The organism is Duganella sp. GW821-FHT07F09 (assembly GCF_059418705.1).
On the sequence record NZ_JBWKQJ010000001.1, the window covers coordinates 633,245 to 646,233 of the forward strand.

General features: G+C 63.0%; 15 protein-coding genes. 1 reads left to right on the forward strand and 14 read right to left on the reverse strand.

Annotation, left to right across the window (positions count from 1 at the left end; translation table 11 throughout):
- Positions 1–45 precede the first annotated feature (45 nt).
- The gene (gene lexA, locus AC07P1_RS02905) at positions 46–684 is read left to right on the forward strand and encodes a transcriptional repressor LexA (protein ID WP_494694414.1); all 639 of its coding nucleotides are present in this window, start codon (positions 46–48) and stop codon (positions 682–684) included.
- A 156-nt stretch (positions 685–840) separates the two neighbouring features.
- Here the strand turns inward: lexA and AC07P1_RS02910 are convergent, their stop codons facing one another.
- From AC07P1_RS02910 to AC07P1_RS02975, 14 genes are all read right to left on the reverse strand, one after another.
- Positions 841–1,944 (reverse strand): serine hydrolase domain-containing protein, encoded by a 1,104-nt coding sequence (locus tag AC07P1_RS02910; RefSeq protein WP_494694415.1) that lies wholly within the window; start codon positions 1,942–1,944, stop codon positions 841–843.
- A 170-nt stretch (positions 1,945–2,114) separates the two neighbouring features.
- A complete protein-coding gene (locus AC07P1_RS02915; protein WP_494694416.1) occupies positions 2,115–3,359 on the reverse strand; it encodes a cystathionine gamma-synthase family protein in 1,245 nt (414 codons plus the stop codon).
- 56 nt (positions 3,360–3,415) lie between these two features.
- Positions 3,416–4,942 (reverse strand): amidophosphoribosyltransferase, encoded by a 1,527-nt coding sequence (gene purF, locus AC07P1_RS02920; RefSeq protein ID WP_494694417.1) that lies wholly within the window; start codon positions 4,940–4,942, stop codon positions 3,416–3,418.
- A 65-nt stretch (positions 4,943–5,007) separates the two neighbouring features.
- The gene (locus AC07P1_RS02925) at positions 5,008–5,496 is read right to left on the reverse strand and encodes a CvpA family protein (RefSeq protein ID WP_494694418.1); all 489 of its coding nucleotides are present in this window, start codon (positions 5,494–5,496) and stop codon (positions 5,008–5,010) included.
- Positions 5,497–5,511: 15 nt separating this feature from the next.
- Positions 5,512–6,549 carry an SPOR domain-containing protein gene (locus AC07P1_RS02930; RefSeq protein ID WP_494694419.1) on the reverse strand — a complete coding sequence of 346 codons (1,038 nt, stop codon included), beginning with the start codon at positions 6,547–6,549 and terminating at the stop codon, positions 5,512–5,514.
- A 22-nt stretch (positions 6,550–6,571) separates the two neighbouring features.
- Positions 6,572–7,861 (reverse strand): bifunctional tetrahydrofolate synthase/dihydrofolate synthase, encoded by a 1,290-nt coding sequence (gene folC / locus AC07P1_RS02935; RefSeq protein ID WP_494694420.1) that lies wholly within the window; start codon positions 7,859–7,861, stop codon positions 6,572–6,574.
- Between the two features lie 88 nt (positions 7,862–7,949).
- Positions 7,950–8,822 (reverse strand): acetyl-CoA carboxylase, carboxyltransferase subunit beta, encoded by an 873-nt coding sequence (gene accD, locus AC07P1_RS02940; protein ID WP_090314808.1) that lies wholly within the window; start codon positions 8,820–8,822, stop codon positions 7,950–7,952.
- Between the two features lie 108 nt (positions 8,823–8,930).
- A complete protein-coding gene (locus tag AC07P1_RS02945; protein WP_494694421.1) occupies positions 8,931–9,191 on the reverse strand; it encodes a hypothetical protein in 261 nt (86 codons plus the stop codon).
- An 8-nt stretch (positions 9,192–9,199) separates the two neighbouring features.
- Positions 9,200–9,469, reverse strand: a complete 270-nt coding sequence (locus AC07P1_RS02950; protein WP_494694422.1) for a BrnT family toxin — start codon at positions 9,467–9,469, stop codon at positions 9,200–9,202.
- Between the two features lie 106 nt (positions 9,470–9,575).
- Positions 9,576–9,845: a hypothetical protein gene (locus tag AC07P1_RS02955; protein ID WP_494694423.1), complete on the reverse strand. Its 270-nt coding sequence runs from the start codon at positions 9,843–9,845 to the stop codon at positions 9,576–9,578.
- 8 nt (positions 9,846–9,853) lie between these two features.
- Positions 9,854–10,120, reverse strand: a complete 267-nt coding sequence (locus AC07P1_RS02960; protein ID WP_494694424.1) for a BrnT family toxin — start codon at positions 10,118–10,120, stop codon at positions 9,854–9,856.
- A 107-nt stretch (positions 10,121–10,227) separates the two neighbouring features.
- The gene (trpA, locus tag AC07P1_RS02965; RefSeq protein ID WP_494694425.1) at positions 10,228–11,025 is read right to left on the reverse strand and encodes a tryptophan synthase subunit alpha; all 798 of its coding nucleotides are present in this window, start codon (positions 11,023–11,025) and stop codon (positions 10,228–10,230) included.
- A 30-nt stretch (positions 11,026–11,055) separates the two neighbouring features.
- On the reverse strand, positions 11,056–12,303 hold the full coding sequence (gene trpB, locus AC07P1_RS02970; protein WP_494694426.1) for a tryptophan synthase subunit beta: 1,248 nt from the start codon (positions 12,301–12,303) through the stop codon (positions 11,056–11,058).
- Complete coding sequence (locus AC07P1_RS02975; RefSeq protein ID WP_494694427.1) at positions 12,287–12,979, reverse strand: phosphoribosylanthranilate isomerase; 693 nt, start codon at positions 12,977–12,979, stop codon at positions 12,287–12,289. The genes trpB and AC07P1_RS02975 overlap by 17 nt, the downstream gene beginning before the upstream one ends.
- Between the last annotated feature and the right edge of the window lie 10 nt (positions 12,980–12,989).

Sequence of the window (12,989 nt, forward strand, 5' to 3'; positions counted from 1 at the left end):
GTACAAAAATACAGACTGTCTATATACACAGGCCCAACTGCACTCATGATCAAGCTCACCGCACGTCAGGAACAAATTCTCAATCTGATCAAGGATGCCATCGAAAACACCGGCTTCCCGCCGACGCGCGCCGAGATCGCCAACGAACTGGGCTTCAAATCCGCCAACGCGGCAGAGGAGCACCTGCAGGCGCTGGCGCGCAAGGGCGCCATCGAGATCGCCGCCGGCACCTCGCGCGGCATCCGCTTGCTGGGCGTGCACGCCGAACCGGCCACGACTAAGGTGCCGGTGTCGCTGATGATGTCGTTGCCGTTGATCGGCCGCGTGGCCGCCGGCTCGCCGATTTTGGCGCAGGAAAACCTGGAAACGAGCTACAGCGTCGATCCGGCGATGTTTTCGTCCAAGCCCGATTACCTGCTCAAGGTGCGCGGCGAGTCGATGCGCGACGCCGGCATCATGGACGGCGACCTGCTGGCGGTGAAGAAGGTCGACAGCGCCAAGAACGGCCAGATCGTCGTCGCGCGGATCGGCAACGACGTCACGGTCAAGCGCTACCGCAAGACCGGCACCTTGGTTGAACTGTTGCCGGAGAATCCGGACTTCAAGATCATCAAGGTCGATCCAGAAGCGGACGAGTTCGCGCTGGAAGGCCTGGCGGTCGGCCTGATGCGCAGCTGGCACTAAGCCGGGCCTCAGGCAGATGGTTCAACGTGGAGACACGTAGGGCGGATTAGCGAAGCGTAATCGGCCATGTATGCGCCGCGTTGACGCTTGCATGGCCGATTACGGCGTTCCGCCTAATCCGCCCTACGTGTTTTAGAAGTATCTTGCCTTCCCGTTTCACATCGCCATCGGCTTGGGGACGATGATCGGGAACGCGCTGTTGAGCGCGCGCCGTGCGATGTCGTCCGACCCCATGTGCGAATTCGACATCAACACCACGCCGCGCCGCGCGACCTCGTCGAAACCGATATACGTGCGGTAGCCGCCCGTGCCGCCGTTATGCCAAACGATGCGCGAGCCGTTCTGCTCGAGCACATGCCAACCCAGCGCGATCGATTGCCCCGGCTTGCCCTCCAGCGCATGGCGCGCCTGGTGCGTCGTCCGCATCGCATCATATAGCTGCGACTTACGCAGCCCCATGTTCGCGCCCACGAACTTCAGCATGTCGGCCGTCGACGAGCGCAGCGCGCCCATCCCCGCCAGCACCGGCATGTCCCAGTTGGCAGCCGGCATGCCCGGCATCTCGTAGCCGACCGCCAGATGCCGGCGCATCGCCGGCGTCAAGGTCACGGCAGTACTGGTCATGCCCAGCGGGCCGGTGATGCGCTGGCGCACCAGCGTTTCATAGTCCGTCTTCACGCGCAGCGTCAGAATATGTCCCAACAAGCCGACGCCCGCGTTGGAATACTCATACTTCTCGCCGGCCGGACGCGCCGGCGTGAAGCCGGAGACAAACGCGTACAGCTGCGGCACGGTGTAATCGGCGAACGGGTTGTTGTCATCCTTGGGCGCCAAATTGGACGGGATGCTCGGAATGCCGGACAGCTGCGACGACAAATCCGCCAGCGTGATCTGGCGCTCGCCGACGGCGGGCAATGTGACGGGCAAATAGCGCGCTGCGGGGTCGTCGAGGCCGATCTCGCCGACGCGCGCCAGCTCGCTCAGCAAAGTGGCGGTGAACACCTTGGTGATCGAGCCGATCTCATAGACCGAATCGGCATCGACGGGCGCCCCGCCCGCGCTCAACGTACCGTGGGCCAGTACGCGGCTACCCTGCGCGTCGATGATGCCGACCACGATGCCGGTGCCCGCATGATCGACGTCGACGCGGGTCTTGATCATGTCCATGATCTCCGCATCGGTCGCGGGCGCGGCGGCGTAGGCAACAGCGGAAGCGGACAACAGCACCGCGACCGTCGCGTATAAACGAAGAATTTTCATATCGTCCTGGGAATTGGACCACGTCGTGGAGACACGTAGGGCGGATTAGGCGAAGCCGTAATCCGCCATCTACGAGCCGCCGACGGAGCATGCATGGCGGATTACGCTTCGCTAATCCGCCCTACGTGTCTCCGCGGGCACACCTCCGTGGTTTAGCATGTCTTCGTGGTTTAGCAGCCTTCCAGCGCGCAGGCGAAATCGTCGAGCAGGTCGTCGGTGTCTTCGATGCCGACCGAGACGCGGATCAGCGATTCGGCAATCCCCATCGAGGCGCGCCGCTCGGCGCCCATCTCGTAGAAGATCGTGTGCGCGACCGGGATCACCAGGGTGCGCGTGTCGCCCAGGTTCGACGCCGGGATCGCCAATTTCAGGCGGTTCAGGAAGTCGAAACAGTCTATGCCGTCCTTCAATTCAAAACTGAGCAGCGAGCCGTGCTTGCGGAACAGCTCGCTCGAGATGCCGTGCTGCGGGTGCGAGGCCAGGCCCGGATAGTGCACGGCCGCCACGCGCTCGTCGGCCTCCAGCATCTCGGCCAGCGCCAACGCGTTGGCGCTGGTGCGCTCCATGCGCAGCGCCAGCGTTTCGGCGCCGACGGCGATGTGGTGCGCCGCCTCCGGTCCCAGCGAGGCGCCGAAGTCGCGCAGCCCCTTGGCGCGGATCTGCGCCAGCCCCCATTGCGGCGGCGCGGCCTTCTTGTAGTTCTCGTAGATGTTGGGGAACCTGGTCCAGTCGTATTCGCCGGTGTCGGTCAGGCTGCCGCCCAGCGCGTTGCCGTGGCCGCCGATCGATTTGGTCAGCGCGTTGACCACCAGCCCGGCGCCGACCGATTTCGGCCGGAACAGGTACGGCGTGGTCATCGTGTTGTCGACGATGTAGAGGATGCCGCGCGCCTTGCACAGCTCGCCGATGCGCTTGAGGTCCGCCACCTGCGTGCGCGGATTGGCGATGGTTTCAACGAACACCATACGGGTCTGCCCGGTGATCGCGGCCTCGACGTTGGCGACGTCGGTGGCGTCGACGAACGAGACGCCGACACCCTGCGCCATCGTGGTCTGCCACAGGCTGTTGGTGTTACCGAACAGGAAGGCCGACGAGACGACGTGGTCGCCCGCGCGCAGCAGCGCCTGGAACACGGCGCCGATCGCGCCCATGCCCGTGGCGAAGCACAGGGTGCCGACGCCCTGCTCCATCTTGTTGACCTTGTCCTCGAGCGCGGAGATGGTCGGGTTGCCCTGGCGGCCGTAGCGGAAGCCCGGCTCCTTGCCCTGGAATACCGACGCCAGCTGGCGCGCGTCGCCGTAGCCGAAGGCGACCGAGGTGTGGATCGGCTTGTGCAGCGAGCCGTGCTCGATGCCCTTCAGGCGGTCGTTGTGCAGGATGGTGGTGGTGAAGCCGTAGTTCTTTTTATCGTTCATATGCGTGGAATGGTCAAAAAAAAAGCCCGGTACGGCGAACCGTACCGGGCGCGACATCAGCCTTCGGCGGTCGCGAGATTCAGATTCAGTTGCGAGCGGCCGGCGTCCTCGTGGGTCGTCTTGGCCTTGGGGTGGTGGCGCGCGTACTCCAGCTTGTCGAGGTACTCTTTCGACACGTCGCCGGTGACGTAGATGCCGTCGAAGCACGACGCCTCGAAGTTCTTCAGCTCCGGATTGACGTCGGAGATGGCGCGCTTCAGCGACTCGATGTCCTGGTACACCAGGTGGTCGGCGGTGATTTCGCGGCACACTTCCTCGGTGGTGCGGCCGTAGGCGATCAGCTCGTCGCGGGTCGGCATGTCAATGCCGTACACGTTCGGGTAGATCACCGGCGGCGCGGCCGATGCGAAGATCACTTTCTTGGCGCCCGCTTCGCGCGCCATCTGCACGATCTCGCGGCTGGTGGTGCCGCGCACGATGGAGTCGTCGACCAGCAGCACGACCTTGTCCTTGAATTCGGAGGCGATCGCGTTCAGTTTCTGGCGCACGGACTTCTTGCGCGCGGCCTGGCCCGGCATGATGAAGGTGCGGCCGATGTAGCGGTTCTTGATGAAGCCTTCGCGGTATTCGACGTTGAGCGCCAGCGCCAGCTGGATCGCGGCCGGGCGCGAGGAATCCGGGATCGGCATGACGACGTCGATCTCGCCGTCCTTGAATTCGCGCTTGATCTTCTCGGCCAGGTACTCGCCCATTTTCAGGCGGGTGGCGTAGACCGAGGCGCCGTCGATGACGGAGTCGGGACGGGCCAGGTAGACGAATTCGAACACGCACGGGTTGAGCGACGGATTGTCGGCGCACTGGCGGCTGTGCAGCTGCATGTCGGCGTCGACGAAGACGCACTCGCCCGGCGCGACGTCGCGCAGGAAGCGGAAGCCCATCCCTTCGAGCGCCACCGATTCGGACGCGACCAGGTACTCGGCGCCCTGCTCGGTCTCGTTGATGCCCAGGCACAGCGGACGGATGCCGAACGGATCGCGGAAGGCCAGCAGGCCGACGCCGGCGATCTGCGCCACGGCCGCGTAGCCGCCCTTCACACGGCGGTGCAGCACGGTGACGGCGTCGAAGATGGTGTCGGCGTCGATCGAGATGCCGGTGGTGGCCATATGGATTTCATGGGCCAGCACGTTGAGCAGCACTTCCGAATCGGAGTCGGTGTTGATGTGGCGGCGGTCGTTCTTGAACATCTCTTGCTTGAGCTGTTCCCAGTTGGTCAGGTTGCCGTTGTGCGCCAGGGTGATGCCGAACGGGGCGTTGACGTAGAACGGTTGCGCCTCTTCCTCGCTCGACGAGCCGGCGGTCGGGTAGCGGCAGTGGCCGATGCCCGAGTTGCCTTGCAGGGTGCGCATATTGCGCGTGCGGAAGACGTCACGCACCAGGCCGTTGGCCTTGTGCATGGCGAACATGCTGCTGTGATTGGTCGCGATACCCGCTGCATCCTGGCCGCGGTGCTGCAGCAGCAGCAAGGCGTCATACAGCAGTTGATTGACAGGTTGATGGGAAACGACGCCGACGATGCCACACATGATGGTGCTCCTGGACTGGGTAATACAGATTAAAGACGCAGATTAAAAACGGTGATGCAAGAAATTCAAAAGTTCACATGCTGCGCCATCGCAGCGGGAAGGAAGGTCTTGACGAGCCGCGCGCCGGTTTCGGCATACGGACTGAGCAACGCCTCCTTCCAGAAATCCTGTTGCGGGAGCGACGTCATCCCACACAAGATGACGGCGGTCAGCACGATTACAAGGCCGCGGCCGACGCCGAACACGGCGCCGAGCGCGCGGTCGAAGAGGCTGAGGCCGCCCGCGTCGAGCAAGGCGCCCAGCGCCATGGCCAGCAGGCCCATCAAAATGCGCACGCCGATGAACAGGGCGATGAAGGCCAGGATGAGGCGCAACACCTCGCCCGGCACCACGGCCGGCAACATCACGGCCAGCGCGGCGGCGTAGGCGTTGGCCACCACGAAGGCGACCACCCAGCCGGCCAGCGACAACACTTCCTTGACCAGCCCGCGCAGCATGCTGATGATGACCGACGTGACCATCACGAAGATCACCAGATAATCGAAAATCGTCACGTCAGCCGGCCTGGATCAAACCGTTTCCAGGCGGCCGCTCAGGCCCATGCCGCTCAGCTTGGCGCGCACCTTTTCCGCTTCTTCCTTGCTCGTGAACGGCCCCACGCGCACGCGGGTGATCTCACCGGAAGGCGTTTTTTGCGTGAAGGAGTTGATGCCGGCGTCCTTCAGTTTCTTGCGCAGCTCGTCCACCTTGCCCTGATCGCTCAGCGCGGCCACTTGCAGCACGAATTTCTGGCCGGACTCCGGTGCGGCGGCCGCCGGCTTGGCCGCGCCCTTGCCTTCCAAAATGGCCAGCGCGCGCGCGTCTTCGGAAGCCTTGTCCGGCGCCGGCTTGGCCGCCGGTTTCGCGTCGGCCTGCTTGCGCTCGGCATCGGCCTTGGCCTTCGCTTCGGCCTTCGCCTCGGCCAGCTTGCGCTCGGCTTCGCGCTTGCGCTCGGCATCAAGCTTGGCCTTGGCCTCGGTCTCCGCCCGGGCTTTGGACTCATGCTCGGCCTTGGCCTTGGCCAGCGCCTCGGCCTTGGCTTCCGCCTTCGCCTTGGCCTCGGCCTTCAAATCGGCCAGGGCTTCGGCTTCCTGCCGGGCGTTGTCGGCCTTGATGACCTCCTCGGCGGACGGCGCGGCGGCGGCAGCGGGTTTGCCCGGCTTGACGTCGTCGACGATTTCTTCCTTGCTGTCGAGGGCGGCGCTGGCGGGCACGGCGGCTGGAGCGCGGGCGGCGGCCGGCTTGTCCTTGGCCGGGATCTTGATTTCTATGTCGGACGCCAGCGGACGCGGCTCGGAATCGAGCACCATCGGCAAACCGACAGCGACGGCCAGCGCCAGCGCGATGGCGCCGACCAGGCGGCGGCGCGCGCGTTTCTTTTCCGGCAACACCGGATCGTCCGCCTCGCGATCCTTGGCGCGGCGCGACTTGGCCGGGCCGTCGGCCGACGACGCGCGCTTGGAGCGCGCGCGTTCGGCGGCGGCCTGATCATCCGCGCTGGTGTAATAGCCGCTGTCCTGACCGGCGGTCTCTTGCTTGTTTTTACCGAATTTCGAGAACAAGCCCATGCGTGATTTCAGTCCTGTGCGTTCAATGGAGTGAGGATTTTCTCGCCGCCATGACGCCTGCGACCGTGAGGAAAGATCCAAAGACCACAATTCTATCATTCTCCCCGGCCCGGCTCATCGCATTTGCATAGGCGGCGGCCGGATCGTCGAAGATATTGATGGTGCGTTCCGGTTTCTCGGCTTGCACGATTTGCACCTTGGCGGCCAGTTCGGACGCGCTGGCCGCGCGCGGCGACGGCAGATTCGCCAGGCACCAATGGTCGACATGCTCGGACATGGCGGCGATGACACCGTCGATGTCCTTGTCGTGCATGGAGCCGAACACGGCGTAGGTGTACGGGTGGAAGCCCATATTGCCCAGGTTCTGGTTCAGCGCCGAGGCGGCGTGCGGATTGTGGGCGACGTCCAGGATCACCGTCGGGCGGCCCGGCAACACCTGGAAGCGGCCCGGCAGCTCCACCGTGACCAGACCGGTGCGCACTTCCTGCGCGCCGACCGGCAATTCGAGCTTGAGCGCCTCCAGCGCGGCCAGCACGGCGCTGGCGTTGAGGATCTGGTTGGCGCCGCGCAGGCTCGGGTAGGCCAGCGAATTGCGGCGCTGCGCGCGGCCGCCATAGTTCCACTGCTGCTTGTCGCCGGAATAGTTGAAATCGCGGCCCATCAGCCACAGGTCGGCGCCGATGGCCTCGGCGTGGTCGATCAGCGATTGCGGCGGCACCGGGTCCGAGCAGATCGCAGTCTTGCCGGCGCGGAAGATGCCCGCCTTCTCGAAGCCGATCTTCTCGCGCGTATCGCCCAGGTAGTCGGTGTGGTCGATATCGACGCTGGTGACGATGGCGACGTCGGCGTCGACGATGTTGACGGCGTCCAGGCGACCGCCGAGGCCGACCTCGAGGATGACGACATCCATGCCCGCGCCCGCCAGCAGCTTCATGATGGCCAGGGTCGTGAATTCGAAGTAGGTCAACGGGGTGTCGCCGCGCGCCGCCTCGACGGCGTTGAAGGCGTCGACCAGCACCTCGTCGTTGGCCAGGTCGCCGTTGATCCGCGCACGCTCGTTGAAGTCGAGGAAATGCGGCTTGATGTACAGGCCGACCTTGTAGCCGGCGCGCAGCAGCACCGATTCCAGCATGGCGCAGGTCGAACCCTTGCCGTTGGTGCCGGCCACCATGATGACGGGGCAGCTGAAGCTCAGCTGTAGGCGTTCCTTGACGGCCAGGACGCGGTCCAGGCCCATGTTGATGACGGTTTCGGCGTGGCGCGATTCAAGCAGCGCAAGCCAGGCGGGCAAAGTGGTTGGGAGGTTCGACATGATGTGACTCTGAAAATGGCAACGGCGCGCAGGCCGGATGATATCCGATTGCGCGCCGTTGTGCCGGGCATTGAAGCTGCAATATTGGCTATGCTATAACTTCGGCCGGCTGGTTTTGCAACAATGCCATCAGGCGGGCGATTTCTTCGCGCATCTTGCGGCGGTCGACGATCATGTCGACGGCGCCCTTGGTGACCAGGAACTCGGAGCGCTGGAAACCTTCGGGCAGCTTCTCGCGCACGGTGTTTTCGATCACGCGCGGGCCGGCGAAGCCGATCAGCGCCTTCGGTTCGGCGATCACGACGTCGCCCATGAAGGCGAACGAGGCGGACACGCCGCCCATGGTCGGATCGGTCAGCACGCTGATGAACGGCAGCTTCTTCTCGGACAGCTTGGTCAGCATGGCGGTGGTTTTCGCCATTTGCATCAGCGACAGCAAGCCCTCTTGCATGCGGGCGCCGCCGGTGGCGGTGATGCAGATGAACGGCACTTTCTGTTCCAGGGCCACTTGCGCGCCGCGCACGAAGCGCTCGCCGACCACGGAGCCCATCGAGCCGCCCATGAATTCGAATTCGAAGCAGGCCACGACGACCGGCATGCTCATGATGGCGCCGCCCATGACGATCATGGCGTCGGTCTCGCCGGTGGCTTCCATCGCTTGTTTGAGGCGGTCGGGGTATTTCTTGCTGTCTTTGAACTTCAGCGTATCGACCGGCAAGGTATCCATGCCGATTTCATAACGTCCGCCGGCGTCGAACAGGCTGTCGAGGCGTTCGCGCGCGCGGATGCGCATGTGGTGGTCGCACTTGGGGCAAACATGCAGGTTCGATTCCAGATCGGTGCGGTACAGAACGGCTTCGCACGACGGGCATTTGACCCACAGGCCCTCCGGCATCGTCTTGCGGGCGGCAACGTCGGAACGCTGGATTCTTGGGGGCAGCAGTTTTTCCAACCAACTCATAAATTCTCCTTGCAGCTAACTTGTGGCCGAAGTGTAGCCGTTTCTTGTACGCCTGTCGAACATTGCAATACAATAATTTTTAGCTTTCGTCATGGAATTCGGCGGGATTTAGAGGGAATCCCCTACTGCCGTAACCCCGGTTTCGTCGGCGGCGGGCGTATGGATAGGGATCTTGCACTCGGTATCGGCAATGTGACGAAGGTAGATCTCCATGATACGTTCCGGCGGCAGGTCCAGTCGTTCGCCAATTCCACCGAAGTACTCGATGACCCGGTAGGACAACTTCAGCTGCACGTCCCTGCCTATCCCCTTTACCCAAGGCGCATCGACAACAACACAATTTTTCATGTCAAAATCTTCGTCGCACATGTCTGGCCTCATCTATAAAGTTTAGACTCGGATCTCGTCGCTTTCCGAGCTGAGAAGATACGAATACGGTCTGAGCCGCGACAACAATGACAAACGAGCAAAATCCTGGTCGAGGTGCTTTGTCCGAGCGCCCAAAATCTATCTTCACTACCAGAATGCGCCAAGTCAGCCATGACGACGACATGCGGGTCATCAAAAACGGTGCAGGCTTCCTCAAAACTAATCCCGTGCTTGCGGAGATTGTCTGTTGCCTTGCGTTGATCCCATTCAAAGCGCACGACCGCTCCCCTTCAACATAGTCAGTACTTAACTATGTATCAAGGTGAGCGGCCGGAATTTGATGGCGGCCAAGCGGCCGGTGAGGCATCTGCGGATCGTGCCGCTTCACTGCGGCGGCGCTTTTTCTTCGTTTTGCATCGACAACTGAATCCGCTGACGTTCTTCCAAGGTGGGTTCGTTGATATCCAGTGTAAAACCCGCTCCTGCGAGATACCTCAGATATCGATGGATCATCTCCTCTGCGGAGTAGCCGTATGGCTTGCCAAGGTTCTCGAAGTAATCGATGGTGTGAAAATCCAAGCGGAAATTTATCTCCCTGCTGAGCCGTTCAAAATAGGGATTCGGGATCGCTTTAGAAAAATCAAATTTACGCATAGTCCACCTTACGCATTTAGTTGATCATGAAACGACGCTTTGCGAGCGGAGATAATGCGCACAACCTCGCCGTACCGATAGCAATGCGAAACGCGCAGCAGTCTGACCTTCTCGCTATACCCCTCAAGTACGAATCTGTCTTCCGCTTCGGCATGCTCGGAGTCAAAGCTCAAGCTAGCGTTTGGATCATCGAAAACAGTGCATGCCTCTTCAAAGCTCACGCCGTGCTTGCGAAGGTTGGCCTTGGCCTTCCGGGCATCCCATTCAAAGCGCACGACCGCTCCCCTTCAACATAGTCAGTACTTAACTATGTATCAAGGTGAGCGGTCGGAATTTGATGGCGGCCAAGCGGCCGGAGGGAGCTACGGCCGCCTAAGACCGGTCAGGCGTCGAGGGCGCTGCGGATGTCGCTGACGAAGGCTTGCACGGCCGCGACCGAACCTTCCTTGCCGTGCTTTTCGATCTCCTGCACGATGCGGCTGCCGATGACGACCGCGTCGGCCACCTCGGCCACGGCGCGCGCGGTGGCGCCGTCGCGGATGCCGAAGCCCACGCCGATCGGCAACTGCACGTGCTTGCGGATCTCTTTCAACCGCTCGGCCACCTGCACCGTGTCGATGTTGCCCGCGCCGGTGACGCCCTTGAGCGAGACGTAATAGCTGAAGCCGCCACCGACCTTGGCCACCTGCTGGATGCGTTCCTCGGTCGAGGTCGGCGCCAGCAGGAAGATCAGATCGAGCTCGGCCGCGCGCATGGCGGCCGCGAACTCCTCGCACTCCTCCGGCGGATAGTCGACCACGATGGCGCCGTCGGCGCCCGCTTCCTTGGATTTGGCGATGAAGGCGGCAGCGCCGATGCGTTCGATCGGGTTCGCGTAACCCATCAGCACCACCGGCGTGGTCTGGTTGGTCTTGCGGAACTCGGCGACGTAGCCGAACACGTCGCGGATGCCGACGCCGAACGCCAGCGCCCGCTCGCAGGCGCGCTGGATGACCGGGCCCTCGGCCATCGGGTCGGAAAACGGTACGCCGAGTTCAAGGATGTCGGCGCCGCCCGCGACCAGCGCATGCATCAGTGGAACGGTCAGCTCGGGACCGGGATCGCCGGCGGTGATGAAGGTGACGAGCGCGGTTTTGTTGTTCGCCTTCAGGGCGGCGAAGGTTGGTGCGATTCTGGACATGGTTTTTCCTTGGTGGAGTTGTTGGATGGATTAGTTGAAGTTCAAACCCATCCGCTCCGCCACGGTGTGCATGTCCTTGTCGCCACGGCCCGACAGGTTGGCCAGAATGATCCGGTCCTTCGGCAAGGTCGCCGCCAGCTTCACCGCGTACGCCAGCGCGTGCGACGATTCCAGCGCCGGGATGATGCCTTCGATATGACAACAATCGTGGAAGGCCTTGAGCGCCTCCTCGTCCGTGATCGAAACATACTCGGCGCGGCCGATATCCTTCAGGTACGCGTGCTCCGGCCCCACGCCGGGATAGTCCAGGCCCGCCGAGACCGAATGCGTCTCGATGATCTGGCCGTTCTCGTCCTGCAGCAGGTAGGTGCGATTGCCGTGCAACACGCCCGGATACCCCTTGGTCAGCGAGGCCGCGTGCTTGACCCCGTCGAGCCCCTCGCCGGCCGCCTCGACGCCGATCAGGCGCACCTGCTTCTGGTCGATGTACGGGTAGAAAATGCCCATCGCGTTGGAGCCGCCGCCGATGCAGGCCATCACGTAATCCGGCTGGCGGCCGGTCATCTCCGGCATCTGCACCAGGCACTCCTCGCCGATCACCGACTGGAAGTCGCGCACCAGCATCGGGTAAGGATGCGGGCCGGCCACGGTGCCAATGATGTAGAAGGTGTTTTCGATGTTGGTGACCCAGTCGCGCATCGCCTCGTTGAGCGCGTCCTTGAGCGTCTTGGAGCCGGACTCGACAGGCACGACGGTCGCGCCGAGCAGCTTCATGCGGTAGACGTTCTGTGCCTGCCGCTTGACGTCCTCGCTACCCATGTAGACCACGCATTCGAGCCCGAAACGGGCGCAGATGGTGGCGGTGGCGACGCCGTGCTGGCCGGCGCCGGTCTCGGCGATGACGCGCGGCTTGCCCATGCGCTTGGCCAGCAAGGCCTGGCCGATGACGTTGTTGATCTTGTGGGCGCCGGTGTGGTTCAGGTCTTCGCGCTTGAAGTAGATCTGCGCGCCGCCGGCCATCTCGGACCAGCGCTTGGCGTGGTAGATCGGCGACGGACGGCCAACGAAGTGCTTGAGTTCATAGCGGAATTCCTCGAGGAATTCGGGGTCCTTGCTGTAGCGCGCGTAAGCCTCGTTCAGCTCGGCCAGCGCGTAGGTCAAGGTTTCGGCGACGAAGGAGCCGCCGTAGGGGCCGAAGTGGCCGCTGGCGTTGGGCAGTTCGTAGTCTTTGGCGTGGAACAGGGGCGCGGCTGCGCCGATCTCAGGTAGTGCTTTCATGGTGGGTTTCGCTTTCAATCATGTCATCTCCGGCCCGCACCGCCGCGACGAAGGCGGCGATCTTGCGGGCGTCCTTGATCCCCTTGGACGCTTCGACACCACTGCTGATGTCGACGGCGTAGGGGCGTACACCGACCACCGCGTCAGTCGCGTTGTGTACGCTCAAGCCACCACTTAAAACGACCCGAGGCGCGAGATCTTTTGGAATGAGAGACCAATCAAAACCCTTTCCTGCGCCACCGTAGGCATCCACATATGTATCCAGCAACAAACTGGTGAACAGGGGACTGGCGGCGCGGCATAGTTGTTCGTATTCTAGCAAATCGGACGGCGAGGTGTCGGGTTTGACGCGAAACACGCGCATGAACTGTCGCCCGCAGGCGGCGGCGATGGCGGCCGACTGTTCCACCGTCTCGTCGCCGTGCAGCTGGATCAGCGAAATCGGCGCCACCTTGACGATGGCGGCCACCTCCTCCGGCGTGGCGTTGACGAACAAGCCGGTGCAGGTGATGAACGGCGGCACGGCAGCGATCAGCGCGGCCGCTTGCTCCGGGGTGACGTAGCGCGGGCTTTTCGGATAGAACACGAAACCGATCGCATCGGCGCCGGCGGCCACCACGGCCTGCACGTCTTCCACGCGGGTCAGGCCGCAGATCTTGATACGGGTGCGTGGCATGCGATGTTCC